Origin of the sequence: Paenibacillus sabinae T27, from assembly GCF_000612505.1 — a bacterium.
Classification (GTDB): Bacteria; Bacillota; Bacilli; order Paenibacillales; family Paenibacillaceae; genus Paenibacillus_AQ; species Paenibacillus_AQ sabinae.
On record NZ_CP004078.1, the window covers coordinates 1,398,396 to 1,419,653 of the forward strand.

Here is a 21,258-nt window from a genome sequence, read left to right on the forward strand (position 1 = left end):
TAAAGAAATGACCGGCGCGCTTGCCGATGTCAAGGAAGTTACTCCGGTACTTGTCGGCTCATATCCACCGCCTTGTTCTCGTGCTGCTGCTCGTGGTTAACATTTATCCTCTGCTGTGGATGATTCTCAATTCGCTGAAAACGGAGCAGGAGCTGTCCATGAATCCGTTCGGATTAGCCCGCAAGCCGATGTGGAGCATTATATTGAAGCCTGGAAAGTGGCGAAGCTGGGTCCGTATCTTGTCAACAGTATTACGGTTACGCTGGCCTCGGTCGTGCTCACGCTGCTGGTCGGAGCTTTGGCGGCGTTCTTTTTAAGCCGGTTTGAGGTGAACTCTCCCCCACTTAGCTTACGCATGAAGTGGGGGCTTCTGTTGGCATCGATACAGGGTTGCACACGCTTGGGAGCTTCATGTTTGAAGTCTCAATGCCTGTTGCACCCTAATGAGGGAAGCCAACGTCCAGTACGTTCGTTTTGCCAATGAAGGGTCTTTGGCCTCCAAGGACAACCACCTCTTTTCAGATGTGGATTTTTGTATATTACGTAGCACGTATCGTGCGCCGATGTTATACGAGGCATTAAGGTCCGCGTGATACGTTTTGCCTGTTGCGAATACAGCAACATCACGCTTTGTGTTGCGTTGTACAAACCCACTGCCGTCAAAAGCAAGCGCACTGGTATTTGCAGGGTTGACCATGGACACCCGCATCTCCAGGAAATGCGCCATTTCGGTCACTTTCGTTTGGATGCGCCGTTTGGCCCAAAACTGGAGTTTGGCACGAAGCCGCCCCGCTCCCCATGTTCCTTTAGGCAGACGCATTTTGCCTAAATACTCCATGACAATGACATCTGCGCGGTGCTTTTGGGCAAAGGCGAGGATTTGATGCGCGGTATCGTGGACGATATGCGTCTGTAATCCGTTCATCCGCCGCCAGAAATTCGGTTTTGCCCCTATACCGGATTGTCGCTGAGCTTGTTTCAGTTTGCCTGTGATTTGGCGCATCCGATCTTTCTCTTTGGCTTGGTTGATAAAGGTCCTCGCCAAGACAGTGCCGCTTGCGTCCATCACGGAACAGACCGCGGAATTCGTTAACCCCAAATCAACGGCACACACCCGCTGCTTGGAAGGTTCCGTCTGAGCCAACTTCACATCCCCTTCATAGGCGATATGAAGGGCATATCGTTTTCCTTTCCGAACCAATGTGGGGCTACATTCTTTCATGCTCCACACGTTACGTTTAAATAGGTCCTGCCCTTTAAAGATAATGGGGAGCCAGACCCAATCCCCTTGATGAAATATCTTGATTTTGGCTGCCCGATCGGAGGTTCGAATGAACATATTTCCTTTGTACAAGCAAGGGAACGCCTGATGCTGATCTTGGAGTATCGGAGGTTTCTTCGAAAAGCGTTTCCCTTCTTGCTGGGCGCGTTGCCGCTCGGCTTGCCAAAGCTCAAAACGGGAATGATGACTTTTCACAATGCCAAACGCTTCGGCAATGGCACTTCTGCGGAAGTACGAAGGAAACTTGTAAAAGCGTTGATCAAACTCGGCGTATAGCGGATTCGAATTTTGTCTGGTACGGTGAGACAGCCGTTCTACCGCCGTCACCACCGCTTGGGTGGATAACGATGCCAAGGACATAAACTGCTCTTGAATAACCGTAATCAAAAACGATAACGCTTCTTGATATACATGGAGAGTCGCATCTAGCATGCGGTGGTGAGATATAATCGGATGTTTGAGTGTTTTGACCACCTTCATGAGATACACCTCCATCGCATGTTTGATGGATCAAGCATAACACAGGAACGTATGTTTGGTAAAGCGGACGTGTCTAACCCCCGCCTTCGCTGTTGGCTTAGAGGCGGGGGACTGCGACACTAAATCTGTTCAAATCGAAGGGCTTCCTGCTTGTCTATTTCACCTTCGGCATGCTGATTCCGATCCACGCCACACTCGTACCATTGTTTATCGAAATGCGCACTTTTAATCTATTGGATAACCGGCTGACTCTGCTGCTTCCCTATAAGGCCTTCAATTTGCCGATAACGATCTTTATTCTGGCGGGTTTCATGAACGCTTTTCCGAAAGAGGTGGAAGAGGCCGGGATTGTGGATGGCTGCAGTGTGATGGGTGTTTTTGGACGACTGATTATTCCGATGCTGACGCCTGCGCTGGCGACGGCCTTTATCATCAATTTCCTGAATAACTGGAATGAATTCTCCTTCGCGCTGGTGTTGATCAGCGATAGCGCGCTCAAGACGCTTCCGCTCGGTCTGGCCAATTTCGCGGGTCAGTATAACCGCAGCTACACGCTGCAAATGGCAGGGTTGACGATCGTACTCGTACCCACGCTTCTCTTCTATCTCTCGGTTCAAAAATATCTGACCGCCGGCATGACCGCGGGAGCGGTTAAAGGATAGCTCTCGGTCTCGATCATGAGAAACTGTGGGACGTCATCATCGGCGCACTTAGCCGGTATGGAGAAGGAGACGGCGCCGGACAAGATTAGTTTAAAAAACCTGGATTTCTCATGGGGAAACAAGTGATATAATGTTATTACTTTGTTATCCCGGAGGGACTGCCATGACTCATTCTGTTGATCCTATCATGCTATCTATTCCTGAAAGGTTAGAGACGGAGCGGCTGCTGATTCGCGCACCGTTGTGGGGAGACGGCACCGCGATGAACGAGGCGATTCTGGAAAGTCTGGAGGAGCTGCGGCCGTGGATGCCGTTTGCCCGAACCGCCCCCACCCTGGAGGACTCGGAGAAGCATATACGGCTGGCAAGAGTGGAGTATTTGAAGCATTCGGAGCTGCATATGCTTATTTTCAATAAGCACACGGGAGAGTTGATCGGGAGCAGCGGCCTGCATCGGATCGACTGGGATATCCGCAGCTTCGAGACCGGCTACTGGATCAGAACCTCCTGCGCGGGGAAGGGCTATATTACGGAGGCAGTGAACGGAATTGCCGATTTCGCCATCCGCGAGCTTGAGGCGAACCGGATCGAGATCCGGTGCAACGCGAAGAACCTCAAGAGCGCGGCGGTCGCGGAGCGTGCGGGCTTTACACTGGAGGGCATTTACCGAAACAACCGGCGAGGAGAGAACGGAGAGCTGGAGAACACGAAAGTGTTCTCCAAAGTAAGGGGCATCGAATACGAATAGGCTTGGCGTTATGCCGGATACCAACACTATCGCCATCCACCGGGTCGTGAAGCTCCGAAAACGGAGCGGGAGATCGACAAATGAACGGTCGGAAGGGGTCCGCGAACCTGTGGCACCTGACTAGTAAAAAGGAACGAACCAACCGCATCCGCGGCAGATTCGCTCCTTTTTTCGTTCTATAGAGTATTCCCGTACGAGGCCACCCTGAACTAGTTCATGGTCATGCCGCCAGTCACATTAATCGCCTGTCCGGTCATGTAGGACGCAAGATGGCTCGCCAGGAAAAGCACGACGTTCGCGACATCCTCCGGCTGCGCCGTCCGGCCCAGCGGCACCTGCGAGCAGTCCTCGGCCAGAATGTCCTCCGGCGTCATGCCGCGCAGCTGCGCCCCTTCGACGCGTTCGCGCCGCTTCATGTCGGTCTCGACAATGCCCGGACAGACCGCGTTCACCAGGATTTGCTTGCGGGCAAGCTCCAGGGCCATAACCTTCGTAAATCCGAGCACGGCATGCTTCGAGGCGACGTAGCTCCCCATGCAACGGTAGCCGTTCTTCCCGGCCTGCGAGGCGATGTTGATGATGCGTCCGCCGCCGCCCTGCCGGAGCATCTGCCTCGCCCCCGCCTTTGAGACGAGAAAGACGCCTTTGGCGTTAACGTCCATCACCTTGTCCCAGTCGCTTTCCTTGATATCCACCGCAAAATCCATCGTTGAAATCCCGCTGTTATTCACCACGAAATCGATTCTTCCGAAGGTTGCCACGGCATAGGCGATCAGCTTGTCGGCGTCTTCCTCCCGGGTCACGTCGCAGCGGATCACCGCCAGCCGTTCCGAGGGCCGCTCCTCGCCCTCACAGGCGATATCTCCGATAACGACATTGGCTCCCGCTTGCAGAAACAAATCCGCGATTCCTTTGCCGATTCCCGACAAGCCTCCGGTAATAACCAGCGTCCTGCCGGTCAAATTGATCATCAGCATACTTTGCTCGCTCCTTGCTTAACGCGAGAAGGGATCGTCGCTGATGCCCGCCTCAAGCACAAGCTTGGCGTATTCCTTCGCTCCGAAGAGGGAATGGTCCTTGTAGTTGCCGCATTCCAGCGCGCTGACGGCCGGCACGGTCTCCGTCTCCAGAACCTTGCGCAGCACTTTGGTCAGCGCCGCCGCGACCGCGGCCGGCTCATGCTCATCCCAGATAATCAGGTAGAAGCCGGTGCGGCATCCCATAGGCGAAATATCGATAATTCCGGGAAGCTCATCGCGCAGATAGGTTGCCAGAAGATGCTCCAGCGTGTGAAGGGCCGCAGTCGGCACTGCATCGGTATTCGGCTGAAGCAGCCTTAAATCGTATTTTTGCAGAACGGCTCCTGTTCCGTTTCGTTCCGTCCCGGCTACGCGCACATAGGGTGCTTTAACTTTCGTATGATCGAGTTGAAAACTTTCGACTTTTGCCATAGGTCTCTTCCTTTCGCGAGTTGAATCTATGTTTCTATGAGTTGCACTCTTATTTCAAAGTATCATACTCGGAATTCGAAGTAAACTATTAATTCATACTTATTCGATAGAATTAATAAAATCGGCAAAAATCCTCGTTATCAACGTATTGACAGTAATAAAGATGCATACTATGATATAAAACAATTAAAATCCGATTAATTTAATGGGTAAAGTTTGAAAATCGGATATTTTATCAAAGTGGATATTTAAGGGGGAAACTAGTATGAAAAAAAGAAAGATTCAATGGATGTCACCGTTATTTGTCATTATGGCTGTTGCGCTTCTCATCTCGGGCTGCGGTCAAAGCACAGGCGCCTCATCTTCGGGAAATGGCTCGAAGGAGGAATCCAAGACGCTGCGAATCAGCTTTAATCCGGGGCCTTACAGCGATCAATTCAAGAACGGCGTAGCGCCATACCTTGAGAAGAAAGGCTACAAGATTACATACAAGGAGTTCACAGACGGCATTCAACCGAATGTTGCGGTAGCGAACGGGGAGATTGACGCCAATGTGTTTCAGCATTCCCTTTACCTTGAATCGATTAACAAAAGAGAAAACATCAACCTGATTGGCGCAGTGCAGGTTCCGACGCCTCCGATGGGCCTCTATTCGAAGAAGCACAAGAGCTTGGATGAAATCAGCGACGGCGCGCAGGTCAATCTGCCGAACGAGCCGGTCAACATGCTGCGGGCATTGACAATTCTGAAAGAAGTCGGCTGGATTACGCTGAAGGACAATATTGATCCGCTGCAAACTTCGCTTAACGACGTAACTTCCAATCCGCATAACATTGAATTTGTGGCGACGGAGCCGGCGCAGGGACCTCAGGCGCTTCAGGATGTGGATTTTGCCGCCATTCAGGGTAACTTCGCCATCGCGAATAATATCAAACTCACCACGGCGTTGAAGCTTGAAAATATGACGGACCCATTCACCAACATCGTGGCGGTGGACAGCAAAAATAAAGACAAGCCGTTCGTTAAGGACATTATCGAAGGCTATCATTCCCAGGAATTCAAGGACTACATCAAATCCAATTCGGCTTATGAAGGCTACAGATTGCCAGCTTATTTCAACGAATAACAATCAGGAGGAGGTGTTATCATGGCGAATTTTAAACCTTCCGCTGTCATTGGCCGGCTTCCCGAGCACTATTTCAGGGCACTTAAGGAAAAAGTGGCCGACTACCGCAGCAGAGGCATTGATATTATCGATCTATCCAGCGGCAATCCGGATCAACCGACTCCGGAACACATCGTTCGCAGCCTGAAGGAAGCGGCCGGCAAGCCGGAGAACCATGGATACCCTCCTTTTTACGGGAAAAAGAGTACGCTTGAAGCCGTCGCCGCCTTCTACAAACGGGAGTATGACGTCGATCTGGACCCGGAAACGGAGGTTGCCGTTTTTCACGGATCGGGCATCGGCATTATGGGTATCTCGCAGGCCTTTCTCGGTGCCGGGGACGTTCTGCTGACGGCCAATCCCGCCTATCCGCCGTATTATGCGGCCGCGGCGCTGGCCGGGGCGGAGGTGCATGCGATCCCGGTATACGAGAAGAACGGATTTCTGCCGGATTACCGCACGGTTCCTGAAGAGGCCCTCCGGCGCGTGAAGCTGCTGCTGCTGAATTACCCGAATAATCCGACCGGGGCGCTGGCGACGAGGGACTTCTTTGAGCAGTCGATCGCTTTGGCCGCCGAGCATCATTTTCCAGTGGTGAATGATTTCGCGTACGGCGCGTTAGGCTTCGACGGGCATAAGCCGATCAGCCTTCTGCAGATTCCCGGAGGCAAGGAGTACGGCGCGGAAATCTATTCGCTGTCCAAGACCTTCAATATGGCGGGATGGCGGTTCGGGTTCGCCGTCGGCAACGCTTCGGTCATCGCTGCCTTGAAGCTGTATCACACCCATGTGTACAGCACGATATTCGGGGCGGTGCAGGATGCCGCTGCCGCTGCGCTGCTCGGACCCCAAAGCCAAGTGAAAGAGCTGGGTGAACGCTACGAACGCAGGCGCGATATTTTGGTATCGAAGCTGCGCAGCATCGGCTGGGACGTTTCCGCTCCCGCAGGAACCTTTTTCGCCTGGTTTAAAGTGCCGGAAGGCTATCGTTCGCGGGAATTTGCCGAGAAGCTGCTGGAAGAGGCACACGTTGCGGTTGCTCCGGGCGAGGGATTCGGCTCGCAGGGCGATTCTTATGTACGGGTTGGACTGGTGAACAGCGAGGAGCTGCTGCTGGAAGCCGCCGAGCGGATTGCCAATTCGGGAATCTTCCGCGGGTCTGCCGTTCATTCAAGCGAAAGGAGCCATCGAGGATGATCGAATTACAGGATATTCACAAAACGTTTAAACGCAAGGGACAGACGATTGAAGCGCTGAAGGGCGTGAACCTGCGGGTGGAGAAAGGCGATATTTATGGCGTCATTGGCTACAGCGGAGCCGGCAAAAGCACACTGATCCGAATGGTGAATTATTTGGAGCAGCCGACGAAAGGCCGGGTCTTGGTGGAAGGTGAAGCGCTGGATCAATTCTCGCCGGCGCAGCTCCGCAAGGCCAAGAAGAAGATCGGGATGATTTTTCAGCATTTCAACCTGCTGGAATCGAAGACGGTATACGACAACATCGCCATTCCGCTCGTGCTGCTGAAGCAGGACAAGAAGCGTATCCGGGAGCGCGTGACCGAGCTGCTGCAGTTTATCGGACTCAGCGACAAAGCCGACAGTTACCCGAAAGAGCTGTCGGGCGGCCAGAAGCAGCGGGTGGGCATAGCCCGGGCGCTGGCGAGCAATCCTTCAATTCTTCTGTGCGACGAAGCGACCTCGGCGCTTGATCCGCAGACGACCAAATCGATTCTGGACCTGCTGAAAAAGATCAACGAACAGTATCACATCACCATTCTCATCATCACGCATGAAATGGCCGTCATTCAGCAAATTTGCAACAAGGTGGCCGTTATGGAAAAAGGCGAGATCATCGAGCAGGGCGAGGTGCTGGAGGTCTTCGGCAACCCGCAGCATCCCACGACGGAGAGTTTCGTGCGGACCGTTATTCAAACCTCCGTCCCGGACAGCGTCCTCCGGACGCTTCGGCCGAATGGAGCGGGGCGGCTGTTCAAGCTGAAATTTGTAGGCGGAAATGCCTCGGAGCCGATCGTCGACAGCCTGATCCGAAAATATAACGTCAGCGTCAATATACTCTTTGCGAACATGAGTGAAATCCAGAGCACCACGCTGGGAACCCTGATCTTGCAGATACAGGGAGAGGACAAGGATATTTTCCGGGCGGCGGAATTTCTCGGAACACGGGGTGTGGAGATTCAGGAGCTTCGGGATTTTCAGAGCCTTCCGAAAGCAGGGGACGCCAAGGACGAGGTAAAACAGAGAACGTTTAAGGAGGCAGCCGTATGAATACGATTATAACCGCCGATCAGCTGTTTCAGGCGCTGCGTGAAACGGTGGTCATGGTCGGCGTATCGCTTTTTTTCGGAGCACTGCTCGGCATCCCAATCGGCATCGTGCTTGTAATTACCCGGCCGGGTGGAATCCTGCAGAACCGGTTCGTCTACGCGGTGCTTAATCCGCTGATCAATATCATCCGGTCACTGCCGTTCATTATTTTGCTGGTCGCCATCATTCCGTTCACCCGGGTGCTCGTTCATACTTCGATTGGGACCAGCGCCGCCATCGTTCCGCTGGTTGTCTATGTGGCGCCGTATATCGGCCGGCTGGTCGAGAACTCTCTGCTGGAGGTCAGTCCCGGCATTATGGAGGCCGCCGAAGCGATGGGAGCGACGACGTTTCAGGTGATCTGGCATTTTCTGCTCCCCGAGGCGTTCGGTTCCCTCATTCTGACGATGACTACCGCAACGATCGGACTTATCGGCGCAACGGCGATGGCCGGAACGGTCGGCGGGGGTGGCATCGGCGATCTCGCCATCTCCTATGGCTACCAGCGTTTTGACACCTTTGTCATTCTCGTAACGGTTGCCATTCTTATCGTGTTTGTTCAGGGCATACAATCCGCGGGGAACCGGTTTGCCCGTAAGGCGCGCCGGGATTAAACCGAAGTCTCTGGCGAAATCCTGAAGGGTGAACTTCAGCGGATGAAAATAAAGGAGGAATGGGAAGGGTGGCAGATACACTGATCGTTCGCGCGGCTCCGCAGGAATATATTTGCGAGCCGGGCAGCTGGGATGGGCTTGAGCAGCACCTGGAGCGCAGGGGGATCTCCTCCGCTCTCGTCGTGCGCGGCGGACGTTCCTGGGAAGCGGCCAAAGGCTATTTTCCCGAATTCAAGCGGGTGGAGATTCAGTTTTACCGTTACGGCGGGGAATGCACCTATGCCGAGCGGGATGGAATCGCCTCGGAGGTAACCCGGCTCGGGCTTCAATCCATTATCGCCGTCGGCGGAGGCAAGGTGAGCGATTCGGCCAAGGCCGCGGCCGCGCTGCTGCGGATACCCGTCGTTATTTTGCCTACTTTGGCGGCAACCTGCTCGGCCTGGTCCTCTCTCAGCGTGATGTACGACAAAGCCGGAACGATGGTCGGCTTCGAGGTCTATCCTCACAGCAACTCGCTCGTACTGCTGGAGCCGCAGGTGATACTGGATTCGCCTCCGGAGCTGCTGGTCGCCGGGATCGGGGATACGCTGGCCAAATGGTATGAAGCCGACGCGATTATCGCCCATTTGCCCTCCCCGTCCGAAGAGATCGCGCTGGCTCATTATGCCGCGCGAAGATGCCGCGACAATCTGATGGCCCACAGCGCCGAAGCGCTTGCCGCGCAGGAGGCGGGGGAGTTGAACGACGCTTTCGTCAGGGTGGTGGAGACGAATATTATGACCGCGGGCCTTGTGGGCGGCTTCGGCGAGGATTACGGCCGCACCGCCGGCGCGCATTCCATTCACGATGCCCTGACGATTCTACCCGAGACTCACCGGCTGCTGCATGGATGCAAGGTCGCGTACGGAGTGCTTGTTCAGCTCGTTCTCGAAGGAAAGCAGGAGGAAGTCGTCCGTCTTCTTCCGTTCTACGAGAAGATCGGGCTGCCTGCCGCCCTGAAGGATATGGGGCTGGACGGCTTGAGCCGGAAGGGGCTGCTTAGAGTTGCCGCCCGCGCGGCCGAACCGGACGCTTCCATCCACCGCATGACTACAACGTTCGACGCGGTCACCGTGGCGGGTGCGATGGAAGAGCTGGAGAGTCTTGTAGCGGCGATTCGCGTCCGTGAAACGGTTGCGGCGAGCTGCTAAAGGAAGATACATTGGGCTAAAGGCCACTTTGGCCCCGGTTTGAAGGAGAGAAGCGATGAGCATAGCGATTATTGGCGCGATGGAAGAAGAAGTTGAAGCCGTAAGAAGCAGGTTGGAGAATGTCCGGAGAGAGGAAGCGGCGGGAGGCATCTATTACAGCGGAACTTTTGACGGGCGGGATCTTGTGCTGCTGCAGAGCGGCATCGGCAAAGTCAACGCGGCCCTGACGACCGCGCTGCTGATCGAGCGCTACCGGCCCGAGCTGATTATTAATACCGGCGCTGCCGGCGGTATTGGAAGCAGCTTGCGGATCGGCGATGTCATCGTTGGGACAGAGCTGGCTTACAGCGACGTTGACGCGACGGCTTTTTCCCAGTATGAGTACGGGCAGGTGCCGCGCATGCCTTCCCGTTATCCTGCGCAGGAGGAGTTTCTGGCTCTCGCGCGGAAGCTTGCCGCCGGAAAGCCGGACGGGAGAGTATTCACCGGCCTGATTACGACGGCCGATTCTTTTATCGGCAGCAAAGAAGCTGCCGACTTCATTCGCGGGCGGTTCCCGGAATCGCTGGCGACGGATATGGAAGGAGCGGCGATCGCCCAAACCGCGTACCGTTTCGGTGTGCCGTTTCTGGCGGTGCGAGCCATTTCCGATCTCGCCGGAACCGCTGCGGAAGAGCTGTTTGCCTCCAACCTGGAACTGGCGGCTGCGAACTCCGCCGGGTTTGCTCTGGACTGGGTGAAGCTTTACCACACGGCTTTACGCGCCGAAGTTTAAGTAAGCTTTGTAAGGCAAGCACTGCACATACAGACAAAGGGAGCGTAGGACCCGTACGGCTTTGGGTCCGAGCTCCCTTTGTCTTTTTTTAAGGCTCATTTTGAAAATATTGTTGCTAATGCCAGTTTGTATTCAGGAGGTCGCTAACAGTGGATTGGGCAAAGGTAAATGGACTTTTCGATGAATTGTCTAGCGGCAGTCTTCTCAGCTAACGGGCAGTTTACATCAATATATATTTAATTTTTTGTAATTTTCTGTGTTGATGGATATTCGAAAAAAATATATAGTGTCCACAATAGAGAGAAGGGGTGATGATTAATTGAAGGATTATATTATTGTACGCCTAGAGGACCCAAAATCCCAGGATGCAAAAAGTCTTATGGATTTATTATCAGATACTTTACAGTCCATAACTGGTGATAGTGGTAAAAACTCCTTTGACGTAACAGATGTGACTGTTCCCCGCTCGTTATTTGTTATTGCACGAAATCAACAAGGGGAGCCTGTGGGTTGCGGAGCGATTCGCCCAATCGACACGAATACAGCTGAATTAAAGAGAATGTATGCTAAATCAAAATCTAATGGGGTTGGAACTGCTATTTTGTCCTATCTAGAGGAACAATCCTGGAGCCTTGGATATTCACAAATATGGCTGGAAACACGGTTAGTGAATCAAAAAGCAGTATCATTTTATGAAAATAAAGGATATACGCGAATATCTAATTATGGTAAATATCTAAACCGAGAAGAGTGTGTTTGCTTTGGGAAATATCTTCGCCAAGAAACATAACTGCCAAGAAACATAACCAAGGACATTTAATATTTCCATAAATGCATGAAGTTAAAAGAACTATTAAATATAAGAAAAGATATTGAATTCTAACGGGCAGAATAGCGTAATACAACGCTTGAGATATTTAGAGGGTGCATCGAGTATAATGAATTAAAACAGCATCGGTGGGTGGTTAAGATAAAAAAAATAATTTTTACTGGCGGTGGATCTGCAGGACATGTAACCGTCAATATTGCATTGATTCCTGAATTCATCCGTGCGGGCTGGGTAACCGAGTATATTGGTTCAGTGGATGGTATTGAAAGGCAGCTAATCACATCTAACTTTAATGTAAAATACCACTCAATATCTACAGGGAAGCTGCGACGGTATCTGGATTGGCAGAACGTAAAGGATCCGTTTAAAGTGGTGAAAGGGATTTTTCAAGCATATCAACTTATAAAGAAGCTGAAACCAAATATTGTGTTCTCTAAAGGCGGCTTTGTTTCTGTACCCGTTGTTATGGGAGCCTGGTTGAACAAAATTCCCGTTATCATACATGAATCTGATTTAACTCCAGGCTTAGCCAACAAGCTCGCAAGTCCGTTTGCCAGTCTGATTTGCACCACCTTTTCGGAAACAGATTCTGCATTTAACAACCACAAATGTCATTACGTAGGACCTGTTCTTAGAGATGAATTAACAAAGGGTAGTGCCGAACGTGGACGGGAATTCGTGGGGTTTTCCAATACTAAAAAGCCTGTAATACTAATAATGGGCGGGAGTTTGGGATCACGGAAAATCAATCATGTGGTTCGAGAATCCTTAACACAATTAACAAAAAGGTTTAGAGTCATTCATCTTTGTGGAAAAGGACATCTGGATTCTTCTATTTCTAATCCGGATTACCGCGAATATGAATATATAAACGAGGAATTACCAGATCTATTGGCTATGTGCGATTTTGTGATCTCACGAGCTGGTTCTAATTCAATTTTTGAGTTTTTATCTTTAAAAAAACCTATGATTCTGATTCCTCTTACTAAAGAACAGAGTAGAGGAGATCAACTTCTAAATGCGGGTTCTTTTGAAAGCAGGGGTTACTGTAAGGTTCTACTTGAAGAACAACTGAATCCTGATAGCTTAATTGCTAGTGTAAATGAATTGGCAGAAGAAAAAGAACGGTACATTCGAAACATGGGTTCTTTCGAGCGTAATGATGCTGTAAGCCTTATTTTTAATTTGCTTAATGAAACCGCAAAGAATGAACTGAATGATGATTAAACAATGCTATAGTAAAACTAGTTAAGCTGACGGGACACGATAGCAATAACCGTGGATACCCCCACCAATGATTGGTGGGGGTATGTATTTTTACAGGATGAATTTATCGATAACTTGCTTGACTCCGTCCTCGTTATTGCTTGCCGTTATATAGTTCGCGATTTCCTTCAGCGCGGGAATGGCATTGCCCATCGCTACGCCAAGGCCGGCGGTCTCCAGCATTTCATGGTCGTTCCAGGAATCGCCGACCGCGATCGTCTCGGACACGTCGCAGCCGAAATAATCGGCGAGGAACTCAAGCGCAAGTCCCTTCGTGCCTTCGCGGTGCATGATCTCGAGGAAATGCGGCTTCGATTTAGTAATGTGCACTGCGTCGCCGAGCAGCTCCCGTAGTTTGGGCGCCAGTTCGTCGAGGAAATCGGGATCGTCGATAATCAGCAGCTTGGGGGTCTTGATCTCGGCAAGCTTTTTCCAATCCGGCTCAATATAATATTGGGTCTTGTTCAGCGTTGCATAATCGATCAGCTTCTGGTTCTCCTCGCGGGAGTACAGCTTGTCGTCGACATAGGTTTGCAGGTGAAGGTTATGCTCGATGCAGTATTCGAAGACTTTATGAACCGCGTCCTGGGGCACATACCGCTCGTACAGCACCTTCTCGTCGATCAGGTTCTTCACCAGGGAGCCCTGATAGGTAATGATCGGCACATTAAGACCGGTCTGGCGGGCAATGGCCTGGGCCGATGCGTAGGCGCGTCCGGTGGCGAGCGTAACGACTACACCCTTGGCAACCGCCGCTTCCAGCGCCTCCTGCGTGGCGGGGGTTACTTCCTTGTCATCATTGATCAGCGTATCGTCAATATCGATGGCAATCAGCTTGTACATTCGGTTTCTCTCCTTAGTAAGTCCTCTGCTTGGTAAACGGACTATTTGTCTAGATTGTATCCTAAAAAGAAAGCGAGAACAATTGCACAAATCTGGACTGGACAAAAAGAAAAAGGCTTGTTATACTTCGATAGCCGCACATTTGTTCGCGTTTATGAGAAAGGGCCGCCGGTTTTAAGAAGGGTGCACCCTATCTCTCCTGACATCTTAGAAAGGGGCGAAGAAGAGCAATGATGGGCAAATCCCACCTGGTGATCAGCACCGGTGTCACTTTGTCGGCCATGCAGCTGGCCGGCATTCATATCACGGTTCCCGCCGTCGCCGTAGCGGTGCTCAGCTCGCTGCTGCCTGACATCGATGAGCCGAATTCGCTGCTCGTGCGCAAGGCGGTTCCCGCCATGCTGCTGCGCACGCTGCAGTTAGCGTTAATTGCCGCAGCCATCTTTTTGTATTTTGCGGACATCGCGCCTTATCCCTGGAATATCGTGCAGGCGCTGCTCGTCGGCAGCGTGGCGTTTCTGCCGGGACGAAGGCTGCGCAAGCTCGTTATGCTGCTGATTGCAGTAGGGCTGATTGCGTTCGGAAGCGCTTATGATCCGTGGAATGCGATAGCGGGCAGTATTCTCGTCATTGCGGCGGTCGTTCCCCACCGGGGCCTGACCCATACACTGTACGGCTTGGCCGGGTGGACGGCGCTGCTGTATATGGCCGGGAAGGGAATGGAAGGCGGAGAACTGCTGTGGGTTGCCGGAGGCCTATCCTACGGGCTGCATCTGCTTGCGGATTCCCTCACCCAGCGAGGCATCACCCCGCTGCCACCCCTGCCCTTCAAGCTTCGTCTGAAGCTGATGAGCACCGGCACGAAGAAGGGCGGGGCCGTCGAAGGCACATGCGTGGCGCTGACGCTGGCGCTTGTCGTCTTTGTTTTTATGATCAGCCGCTGAGGCGTTAGACGGACTTGCTGCTTGAAATATGTTCAGGTGTAAAGGATGCTGTCCTCAAGGACAAGCATCCCTTTTTTTGAATTTTTGCAGCCCAATCAGCCTTTTGAGATGTATATTTAAAGAAAATTTAATTCGGTCCGCAAAGGGAGGCGAAGCCCATTTACAAGAAAAGCCTGTTTGTAAAGCTGTTGGTTTGGATGCTGATCGTGACGACGATTCCCTTTATTTTGTCTAATATTATATCCTATAGGTCAAGCTACCGGTCTCTTCAGAATCAAGTCATTGAGTTAAACCGCGGCACGCTGCTGATCGGTATGGAAAATATGAAAAAGTATCTGCAGGAATTAAATCTGTTATCGGTATCATGGTATTCCGAAGAGGACATGTCTGCCTTCAGCAGGAAAAATACGGATTACTACGAGCGATATACCTTTATCCAGAGGAATCTGGCCGATTTATACAGCCGGCGTCATGAAATCAAAATTGTCAATTTCTACGGGGCAGATGCCGAACAGCAATACGAGACGGATGATTCCATTTCTTATGATGCTCTTGGGGACGTTCTCCCGCCCGCAGATACGCGTCAGTGGGACAGGTTGCCCGGCTATGAAGTGCGGCAGCTTGGCGGCGAACGTCTTCTGGCTGTCCATAAAAAGCTGATTGATTATCCCAAATCGACTTTACTGGGATTGCTGTCCATTTATGTTTCTCTGGATGAAGTCCAAAGCTTGAACCAACTGTTGTTTGATCCTTCTCTTGAAACCATGTTTATGTATATCAATACAGACAACCAGCTGCTGTACACCTCATCGGCTTCACTGCCCAGTCAAACGTTGATCGGCGAGAATGTCACTGCCGTGGATAACGATACAGCCAAGCAGGGCTATTGGTTCGGAGAATGGGAAGGAAAACAAGGAGTGTATGTATATGCAAGCGATCATTATCTGAATCTTCCCCTGACGATCATCAAATTTATTCCATCGACGGTCATGAATGAGTCGGCCAAGCAGACGTTAAGCCGGTCGATCGCAATTCAGCTGGTTGCCCTGGCCTGTATCGTGATATTGGCTTTTGTTCTTTCCTATTCCACCATTGTGCCGATAAAGCGTCTTGTGCGGAGTATTTCCTATGTGGAGCTCGGGATTTTTGATATTGCCCCCACTGTCAGCCGCCAGGACGAGCTTGGCATTCTGGAGCGCCGGTTTGAACTGATGGTACATAATTTGAAACGGTTAATTATCAATGAATATCATCAGAAGCTGGAAGTTTCGACGGCTAGGATTAAAATGCTTCAGGCGCAGATCAATCCCCATTTTCTGTACAACGCGCTGCAATCTATTTCAACTGAGGCGATGCGGCATCAAGCCGAGGAGGTCAGCGACCGGATCACCGAGCTGGGGTTTATTTTGAGATACAGTATGGATATGAGCAAAGAGACCGTTCCGCTTGAGCAGGAACTTAACCATATCGGGCATTACCTCTCCCTTCAGGAGAACCGGTTCAGAAAAAAACTCACTTATCAGGTTTCCTGCGACCCCGCCGCTCGTTCCGCAATCGTGCCGAAAATGATTCTTCAACCGATTGTGGAAAACAGCATTATTCATGGAATTGAAAACGGCACAGGCAAAGGCAAAATTGAGGTGGACATTACACGGGACTCCGGACTGGTGATAAGCATCAGTGATAATGGAAAAGGAATGAAGCAGGAGGAGATCGAAGCCATGAAAGCGCGTTATGCCAAGCATAAGGTTCTGGAGCAGGAAGAGGGCGGTATCGGTCTGATGAATGTATTGCAGCGGCTGTGGCTTCATTTCGGCGACGATTTCCATTGGGAAATGACAAGTCTCCCGTACGAGAAAACGCAAATCCGGCTTATGATTCACTTGAAGGAGGATGAGGCATGAAAGTATTGATTGTTGACGACGAGGAACATGTGAGAGAAGGGATCGAGCTTTCGGTTTCATGGGAAAAGTTCGGCGTTAAAGAAAGGCTTATGGCTGACAATGGGATTGAGGCTCTTGATTTGATCCGGCTTCATCATCCGGCGGTTGTCTTCTGCGATATGAAAATGCCTGTAATGAACGGAATCGAGCTGCTTGAGAAAATAAGGGAAGAAGAGTTGAATACCCAGGTCATTGTGGTAAGCGGATACAGCGATTTCGAATTTACCCGGGCTGCGATCAAGGCGAATGGAATCGATTACATTCTCAAGCCCATTCGGAGAAAAGAAATGGAGGAAGCGCTGCAAAGGGCTGTTGATGCCTGGAATAAATTTGAGAACGGAAAACAGGCCGAAGCCCGGCTTGGGGCTATTGTCCGGAAAGCGGATGCTTTGCTTGAAGAGGAGAAGATTGTGGCGTTGGCAAAAGGCGATCGCACTCCTGTAAACGCAGTCAAAAAAATGTTCGAAAGAATCGGGCTGCCTGAATCCTCCTTGAACATCGTGATGATTTTGCCCAAAAACAGGCTGGATATCGTAAGCAATCGTTTCATGATGGACGATCAGCTGTTTTTCTTTGCCATAAACAATATTGTTTTGGATGCGATGGGTAAAGACAGGCCGTACTATCTGTGCAGATTGGACGAGTATCAATGGCTGCTTGTTACAGCGATCCAAGGGAAGGATTTGGCTATATACCTGAACCGGGTGAGACGGGCATGGAAAGACACACTCGGACTTGAGGTGCTGGTCGGAGAATGCAGACAGCTTTATGCGCTGGAGAATATCTCCGAGGGCGTTGGAGAGGCCAGAAAAGAACTGCTGAACAGCAATGTGTTCTCCGGCAAACCGGAGGCTTCGGATGATGCAGGAGCAGAAGAGGCCGGATTGAAGAACTATTTGCTTTTGCTGAAGAATGCCATTGAAACGGGAAACAAGCATTTGGTCTCCGAGATCGTGAAATCCTATGCGGACAGCTTGTGCGAGGCGGGAGTGCTGCCATTGAAAGAACTACAGCTGTGCTCGATGGAGGCGAATTTAATGCTAGGACGATTGATCACCAAACAGAAGGAAACGCTCCCGATTCTCTATTTGCCGTTGTGGATCAGCGATCTCAATGAATGGAAAAAGATACTCGTTCAGCAAATTTGGATGTTGATGGAAAGCATAAGCAAACAGCCTGCTCCCGGTTATGGAGGAATTGAAGAAATTCGCGACTATTTGCATGCGCATTTTGAGGAAGAGATTTCGTTAACCGTACTATCGGAAAAGTTTCATTTCAGCCCCCAATATATATCCAAAAAGTTCAAGGAGACCTGTCATTCCACCATCATCACCTATGTAACCGAGCTTCGGATCGAAAAGGCCAAAACGCTGCTCCGCAATACCCAGCTAAGCGTTTCGGAGATCGCCGGTCAGGTCGGCTATGCGGACGAAAATTATTTCAGCAAAGCTTTTAAAAAGCAGGTGGGCCTTTCTCCTCTTCTGTACCGGAAGACCGATTAAAATATTACCCGCAGAGGCGAGCATTTTCCCTCCAAGCCCGAATTGAAAGCGGTTAATATTAAGCTGTTCAAACAAACCACTACTGCTTAGGGGGAATACAGAATGAAAAAATGGTTATCAGGCCTCGCAGTTATAGCTTTTACCGGAACGCTGCTTGCCGGATGCGGCAGCAATGCCTCGGAGAACGTCTCCTCCGGGGAAGGCGGGAATAGCGGCAAGATCACCTTGAAGCTGCTTCAGAACAAACCGGAAATCGCGGATAAGCTGAAGCAAATGCTGGCCGATTACAACAAAATCAATCCGAACGTTACCATTGAGCCTGAGGTTACGGCCGATGTGCCTACGCGGCTTAAAACAATGTTCGCCTCGGGCGATGAGCCGGACATCTTTACAATGAAGGGCTATGCGGACATGAAGAACTGGCAGGATAAGCTGGCCGATCTATCGGGCGAGCCGTGGGTGGAAGACGTCCTGCCGGCCGCCCAGCCCGGTATGACCATTGACGGCAAGAAGTACGGCTTCCCGCTCGCTATTGAAGGCTATGGATTTGTCTATAACAAAGAGCTGTTCGCCAAAGCAGGAATCGACAAGGTACCGACCACACTGACCGAGCTTAAGGAAGTGAACGAGAAGCTGAAGTCCGCAGGAATTACTTCATACGCCGAGGCCTATCGGGAGAATTGGCCGCTCGGGCAGCACTTGCTCAGTCTTCCTTTCTCCTATGAACCCGACCCGGAGGGCTTTGCCAAGAAGCTGAACGAGGGAGCCGCCCAAGTCAAAGACAGTCCGTATATGAAAGGGTTTTTTGATGTTCTCGACATGACTGTCAACTATGGAAAAGGCCAGGATTCGCTTGGAATCAGCTATGATGCCGAGGTGGCGAGCTTTGCATCCGGCAAATCGGCCATGATGCAGCAGGGCGTATGGGTTCTTCAGCCTGTGATGAAGATCAATCCGAACATCCGGATGGGCATGTTCGCCATCCCGCTAACGGAAAACCCGGAGGAAACCAAACTGCCTGTAAGCGTACCGAACTACTATGTCGTGAACAAAAACTCCAAGCATCTGGATGAAGTCAAGAAGTTTCTGGCATGGTTGCATGATAACGGACAAAAATATCTGGTGGAATCGTTCCAATTCACTCCGGCTTTCACCAGCATGAAAGCTAGTGCAGACCTCGGGCCTCTGGCGGAGGATATGGGCAAGTATGTCACTGAAAACAAGACACTGCCTTGGGCGTTCGCCCTGTGGCCTAACGGGGGCATCCGGGAGCAGTTTGTGAAGCCGCTGCAGCAGTATATCGCAGGTCAAATGACCCAGGAAGAGGCGCTTGAGGATTTGCAGAAATCCTGGACCGCGGCTGTAGAATAATAACGGTCATTTGATAAGGGAGGACAGCCACTGCACAGATGAAGCTGCCCTGATCGTGGTGGCTGTCCTTTTCAAATTCATCACGAAAGAAGGAATCAAACATGAAGCAAGCTCTTACTGGCAAGCTGTCGGGAGTCGCGGTGCGGCCGGCGATGAGGCGAACGAGCCTGCGCAAGCATTTGATCTACTTCGCTTTTGTCTCCCCTGCGCTTTTGCTGTTCACACTCATCATAGTGCTTCCTTTCTTCAGAGCGATTCTCTTCTCGTTTCAGGATTGGGACGGGATCAGCAGCCATATCGAATGGGCCGGATGGGATAATTACCGCACTCTTTTCCATGATAAAGCCTTCCTGAAATCGTTTCTCTTTACGCTGAAGTATGTGGCAGTCGGTACGATTTTAGTGAATATTACGGGATTTTTCCTCGCCTTTGCCTTGAATTTCGCTTTGAAAAGCAAAAATATGCTGAGAACGGTCTATTTCATGCCTCATGTTATCGGGCCGCTGATTATCGGCTTTATCTGGCAGTTTATCTTTACGCAGGTGTTCCCGAATCTTGCCGATCTGACAGGCTGGGGAATATTCGAGAAGAGCTGGCTGGCCCTGCCGAATTACGCTTTCTGGGCGCTGATTATCGTTAACGTATGGTATACCGCTGGATATTTAATGGTTATTTACATTGCGGCGCTGCAAGGGGTTTCGCCCGATCTGCTGGAAGCGGCGGAGATTGACGGAGCCAACTCCTGGCAGAGACTCTGGTTCATGGTTCTTCCGCTTGTCCGGCCCGCTATCACGATCTGCCTGTTCCTGGCCATCACCAACGGATTTAAGGTATTCGATCTGAACTTTGCACTCACGAAGGGCGGACCGTTTGGATCGACGGAATCGCTTGCGCTGCAAATTTATCAGGATGCCTTCTCTAGCAATCAATACACGCTGGCTTCGACCAAAGCGATCGTATTCTTCGTCGTACTCGCTTCGATTACGCTTATTCAAGTATTCGTGATGAAACGCAAGGAGGTTGAGATGTAATGAAAGAGCGCTACAATTCCGGAAAATTTCTGCTTGAAATCGCCATGGCCGCGCTGGCCGTACTCTTTCTTGCTCCTCTGTACCTTGTATTCATCAATGCGTTTAAGCGATATGACGAGGTGTTAAGCTCCACGGCGTCCCTTCCCGAGTCTTTCCGGCTGAGCAATTTCGTCACCGTGTGGCAGCAGATTCATTTTCCAACCGCTTTCCAGAACTCCCTGACGATTACGGTCATCAGCGTGCTCGGCATTTTGCTGGTCAGCTCGGCTGCCGCCTATCAAATCGTCCGCCGTCCGGGCAAGCTCAGCAATATTATTTTTCTGACGATACTTGCATCCATGGTCATTCCTTTTCAAACGATGATGATCCCTTTGCTTCAGGTCGCCAAAGATTTTCATTTGATCAACTCCTTGTACGGAATCATAATCATGTATCTTGGCTTTGGCATCCCGCTGGCCCTGTTCCTTTATCACGGCTTTATCAAGGGGATTCCCATTGAACTGGAAGAAGCGGCGACCATTGACGGCTGCAATACCTTCGGTGTATATTTCCGAATTCTGCTTCCTCTGCTTGCGCCGATTACGACCACGATTGCCATCCTGCACTCGTTGTGGATTTGGAATGATTTTCTCCTGCCGTATATTGTGCTGGGCCAGAAATCCAACCAGACGATTCCGCTCGCGTCCTATGTTTATTTCGGGGAGTATATGAACGAATGGCATCTGGCGCTAGCCGCACTGACTATGGCGGTCATTCCTGTCATCGCCTTCTTTTTACTGATGCAGAAATATATTATTCAAGGCATAACCGCCGGGGCCGTTAAAGGCTAGGCTGTTGA

Annotated in this window: 20 protein-coding genes; 16 read left to right on the top strand and 4 right to left on the bottom strand. The window is 51.1% G+C overall.

Translation table 11 applies throughout. The features are described 5' to 3' along the window. Positions 1 to 409: 409 nt before the first annotated feature. A complete protein-coding gene (locus PSAB_RS06420) occupies positions 410 to 1,762 on the bottom strand; it encodes an RNA-guided endonuclease TnpB family protein (RefSeq protein ID WP_038595610.1) in 1,353 nt (450 codons plus the stop codon). Between the two features lie 125 nt (positions 1,763 to 1,887). Here PSAB_RS06420 and PSAB_RS06425 point away from each other — a divergent pair, with 125 nt between their 5' ends. Both PSAB_RS06425 and PSAB_RS06430 read left to right on the top strand, forming a co-directional pair. Continuing rightward, positions 1,888 to 2,424: a carbohydrate ABC transporter permease gene (locus PSAB_RS06425; RefSeq protein WP_264370901.1), complete on the top strand. Its 537-nt coding sequence runs from the start codon at positions 1,888 to 1,890 to the stop codon at positions 2,422 to 2,424. 163 nt (positions 2,425 to 2,587) lie between these two features. Then, positions 2,588 to 3,172, top strand: a complete 585-nt coding sequence (locus PSAB_RS06430) for a GNAT family N-acetyltransferase (RefSeq protein ID WP_025333756.1) — start codon at positions 2,588 to 2,590, stop codon at positions 3,170 to 3,172. A 209-nt stretch (positions 3,173 to 3,381) separates the two neighbouring features. Here PSAB_RS06430 and PSAB_RS06435 read toward each other — a convergent pair whose 3' ends face one another. Next, positions 3,382 to 4,149, bottom strand: a complete 768-nt coding sequence (locus tag PSAB_RS06435; protein ID WP_025333757.1) for an SDR family NAD(P)-dependent oxidoreductase — start codon at positions 4,147 to 4,149, stop codon at positions 3,382 to 3,384. Positions 4,150 to 4,167: 18 nt separating this feature from the next. Next, positions 4,168 to 4,623 (bottom strand): S-ribosylhomocysteine lyase, encoded by a 456-nt coding sequence (locus PSAB_RS06440; RefSeq protein WP_025333758.1) that lies wholly within the window; start codon positions 4,621 to 4,623, stop codon positions 4,168 to 4,170. Positions 4,624 to 4,888: 265 nt separating this feature from the next. Here PSAB_RS06440 and PSAB_RS06445 point away from each other — a divergent pair, with 265 nt between their 5' ends. The 8 genes from PSAB_RS06445 (at position 4,889) to PSAB_RS06475 (ending at position 12,747) form a co-directional block, all read left to right on the top strand. Continuing rightward, a complete protein-coding gene (locus PSAB_RS06445; protein ID WP_025333759.1) occupies positions 4,889 to 5,749 on the top strand; it encodes a MetQ/NlpA family ABC transporter substrate-binding protein in 861 nt (286 codons plus the stop codon). 21 nt (positions 5,750 to 5,770) lie between these two features. Further along, the gene (locus tag PSAB_RS06450; protein WP_025333760.1) at positions 5,771 to 6,985 is read left to right on the top strand and encodes an aminotransferase class I/II-fold pyridoxal phosphate-dependent enzyme; all 1,215 of its coding nucleotides are present in this window, start codon (positions 5,771 to 5,773) and stop codon (positions 6,983 to 6,985) included. Then, complete coding sequence (locus PSAB_RS06455; protein WP_025333761.1) at positions 6,982 to 8,073, top strand: methionine ABC transporter ATP-binding protein; 1,092 nt, start codon at positions 6,982 to 6,984, stop codon at positions 8,071 to 8,073. Before PSAB_RS06450 ends, PSAB_RS06455 begins: the two co-directional genes overlap by 4 nt. Then, a complete protein-coding gene (locus tag PSAB_RS06460; RefSeq protein WP_025333762.1) occupies positions 8,070 to 8,726 on the top strand; it encodes a methionine ABC transporter permease in 657 nt (218 codons plus the stop codon). The genes PSAB_RS06455 and PSAB_RS06460 overlap by 4 nt, the downstream gene beginning before the upstream one ends. 59 nt (positions 8,727 to 8,785) lie before the next feature. Then, the gene (locus tag PSAB_RS06465; protein WP_038595612.1) at positions 8,786 to 9,916 is read left to right on the top strand and encodes an iron-containing alcohol dehydrogenase family protein; all 1,131 of its coding nucleotides are present in this window, start codon (positions 8,786 to 8,788) and stop codon (positions 9,914 to 9,916) included. A 55-nt stretch (positions 9,917 to 9,971) separates the two neighbouring features. Then, positions 9,972 to 10,691: a 5'-methylthioadenosine/adenosylhomocysteine nucleosidase gene (locus tag PSAB_RS06470; protein WP_025333764.1), complete on the top strand. Its 720-nt coding sequence runs from the start codon at positions 9,972 to 9,974 to the stop codon at positions 10,689 to 10,691. A 319-nt stretch (positions 10,692 to 11,010) separates the two neighbouring features. Beyond that, entirely contained in the window at positions 11,011 to 11,481 is a 471-nt protein-coding gene (locus PSAB_RS25010; protein ID WP_226991774.1) for a GNAT family N-acetyltransferase, read from the top strand. A 180-nt stretch (positions 11,482 to 11,661) separates the two neighbouring features. Next, the gene (locus PSAB_RS06475) at positions 11,662 to 12,747 is read left to right on the top strand and encodes an undecaprenyldiphospho-muramoylpentapeptide beta-N-acetylglucosaminyltransferase (protein ID WP_025333765.1); all 1,086 of its coding nucleotides are present in this window, start codon (positions 11,662 to 11,664) and stop codon (positions 12,745 to 12,747) included. A 90-nt stretch (positions 12,748 to 12,837) separates the two neighbouring features. Here the strand turns inward: PSAB_RS06475 and PSAB_RS06480 are convergent, their stop codons facing one another. Further along, positions 12,838 to 13,629: a Cof-type HAD-IIB family hydrolase gene (locus tag PSAB_RS06480; RefSeq protein WP_038595614.1), complete on the bottom strand. Its 792-nt coding sequence runs from the start codon at positions 13,627 to 13,629 to the stop codon at positions 12,838 to 12,840. A 230-nt stretch (positions 13,630 to 13,859) separates the two neighbouring features. On the opposite strand from PSAB_RS06480, the gene PSAB_RS06485 reads away from it, so the two are divergent. From PSAB_RS06485 to PSAB_RS06510, 6 genes are all read left to right on the top strand, one after another. Then, positions 13,860 to 14,573, top strand: a complete 714-nt coding sequence (locus PSAB_RS06485; protein ID WP_025333766.1) for a metal-dependent hydrolase — start codon at positions 13,860 to 13,862, stop codon at positions 14,571 to 14,573. A gap of 206 nt (positions 14,574 to 14,779) precedes the next feature. Then, complete coding sequence (locus tag PSAB_RS06490; RefSeq protein ID WP_158442572.1) at positions 14,780 to 16,477, top strand: sensor histidine kinase; 1,698 nt, start codon at positions 14,780 to 14,782, stop codon at positions 16,475 to 16,477. Then, positions 16,474 to 18,018 (top strand): response regulator transcription factor, encoded by a 1,545-nt coding sequence (locus PSAB_RS06495; protein ID WP_025333768.1) that lies wholly within the window; start codon positions 16,474 to 16,476, stop codon positions 18,016 to 18,018. The genes PSAB_RS06490 and PSAB_RS06495 overlap by 4 nt, the downstream gene beginning before the upstream one ends. A 102-nt stretch (positions 18,019 to 18,120) precedes the next feature. Next, positions 18,121 to 19,389: an ABC transporter substrate-binding protein gene (locus PSAB_RS06500; protein ID WP_025333769.1), complete on the top strand. Its 1,269-nt coding sequence runs from the start codon at positions 18,121 to 18,123 to the stop codon at positions 19,387 to 19,389. A 101-nt stretch (positions 19,390 to 19,490) separates the two neighbouring features. Continuing rightward, positions 19,491 to 20,420 carry a carbohydrate ABC transporter permease gene (locus PSAB_RS06505; protein WP_226991775.1) on the top strand — a complete coding sequence of 310 codons (930 nt, stop codon included), beginning with the start codon at positions 19,491 to 19,493 and terminating at the stop codon, positions 20,418 to 20,420. Beyond that, entirely contained in the window at positions 20,420 to 21,250 is an 831-nt protein-coding gene (locus PSAB_RS06510; RefSeq protein WP_025333771.1) for a carbohydrate ABC transporter permease, read from the top strand. Before PSAB_RS06505 ends, PSAB_RS06510 begins: the two co-directional genes overlap by 1 nt. The last annotated feature ends 8 nt before the right edge of the window (positions 21,251 to 21,258 follow it).

Excerpts from the sequence above, each read along its gene's own strand:
- PSAB_RS06500 (WP_025333769.1), top strand. The coding sequence starts at position 18,121 with ATGAAAAAATGGTTATCAGGCCTCGCAGTTATAGCTTTTACCGGAACG.
- PSAB_RS06430 (WP_025333756.1), top strand. The coding sequence starts at position 2,588 with ATGACTCATTCTGTTGATCCTATCATGCTATCTATTCCTGAAAGGTTA.
- PSAB_RS06460 (WP_025333762.1), top strand. The coding sequence starts at position 8,070 with ATGAATACGATTATAACCGCCGATCAGCTGTTTCAGGCGCTGCGTGAA.
- PSAB_RS06505 (WP_226991775.1), top strand. The coding sequence starts at position 19,491 with ATGAAGCAAGCTCTTACTGGCAAGCTGTCGGGAGTCGCGGTGCGGCCG.
- PSAB_RS06510 (WP_025333771.1), top strand. The coding sequence starts at position 20,420 with ATGAAAGAGCGCTACAATTCCGGAAAATTTCTGCTTGAAATCGCCATG.
- PSAB_RS06480 (WP_038595614.1), bottom strand. The coding sequence starts at position 13,629 with ATGTACAAGCTGATTGCCATCGATATTGACGATACGCTGATCAATGAT.
- PSAB_RS06485 (WP_025333766.1), top strand. The coding sequence starts at position 13,860 with ATGATGGGCAAATCCCACCTGGTGATCAGCACCGGTGTCACTTTGTCG.
- PSAB_RS06455 (WP_025333761.1), top strand. The coding sequence starts at position 6,982 with ATGATCGAATTACAGGATATTCACAAAACGTTTAAACGCAAGGGACAG.
- PSAB_RS06440 (WP_025333758.1), bottom strand. The coding sequence starts at position 4,623 with ATGGCAAAAGTCGAAAGTTTTCAACTCGATCATACGAAAGTTAAAGCA.
- PSAB_RS06465 (WP_038595612.1), top strand. The coding sequence starts at position 8,786 with ATGGGAAGGGTGGCAGATACACTGATCGTTCGCGCGGCTCCGCAGGAA.
- PSAB_RS06445 (WP_025333759.1), top strand. The coding sequence starts at position 4,889 with ATGAAAAAAAGAAAGATTCAATGGATGTCACCGTTATTTGTCATTATG.
- PSAB_RS06495 (WP_025333768.1), top strand. The coding sequence starts at position 16,474 with ATGAAAGTATTGATTGTTGACGACGAGGAACATGTGAGAGAAGGGATC.
- PSAB_RS06470 (WP_025333764.1), top strand. The coding sequence starts at position 9,972 with ATGAGCATAGCGATTATTGGCGCGATGGAAGAAGAAGTTGAAGCCGTA.
- PSAB_RS06435 (WP_025333757.1), bottom strand. The coding sequence starts at position 4,149 with ATGCTGATGATCAATTTGACCGGCAGGACGCTGGTTATTACCGGAGGC.
- PSAB_RS06450 (WP_025333760.1), top strand. The coding sequence starts at position 5,771 with ATGGCGAATTTTAAACCTTCCGCTGTCATTGGCCGGCTTCCCGAGCAC.
- PSAB_RS06420 (WP_038595610.1), bottom strand. The coding sequence starts at position 1,762 with ATGAAGGTGGTCAAAACACTCAAACATCCGATTATATCTCACCACCGC.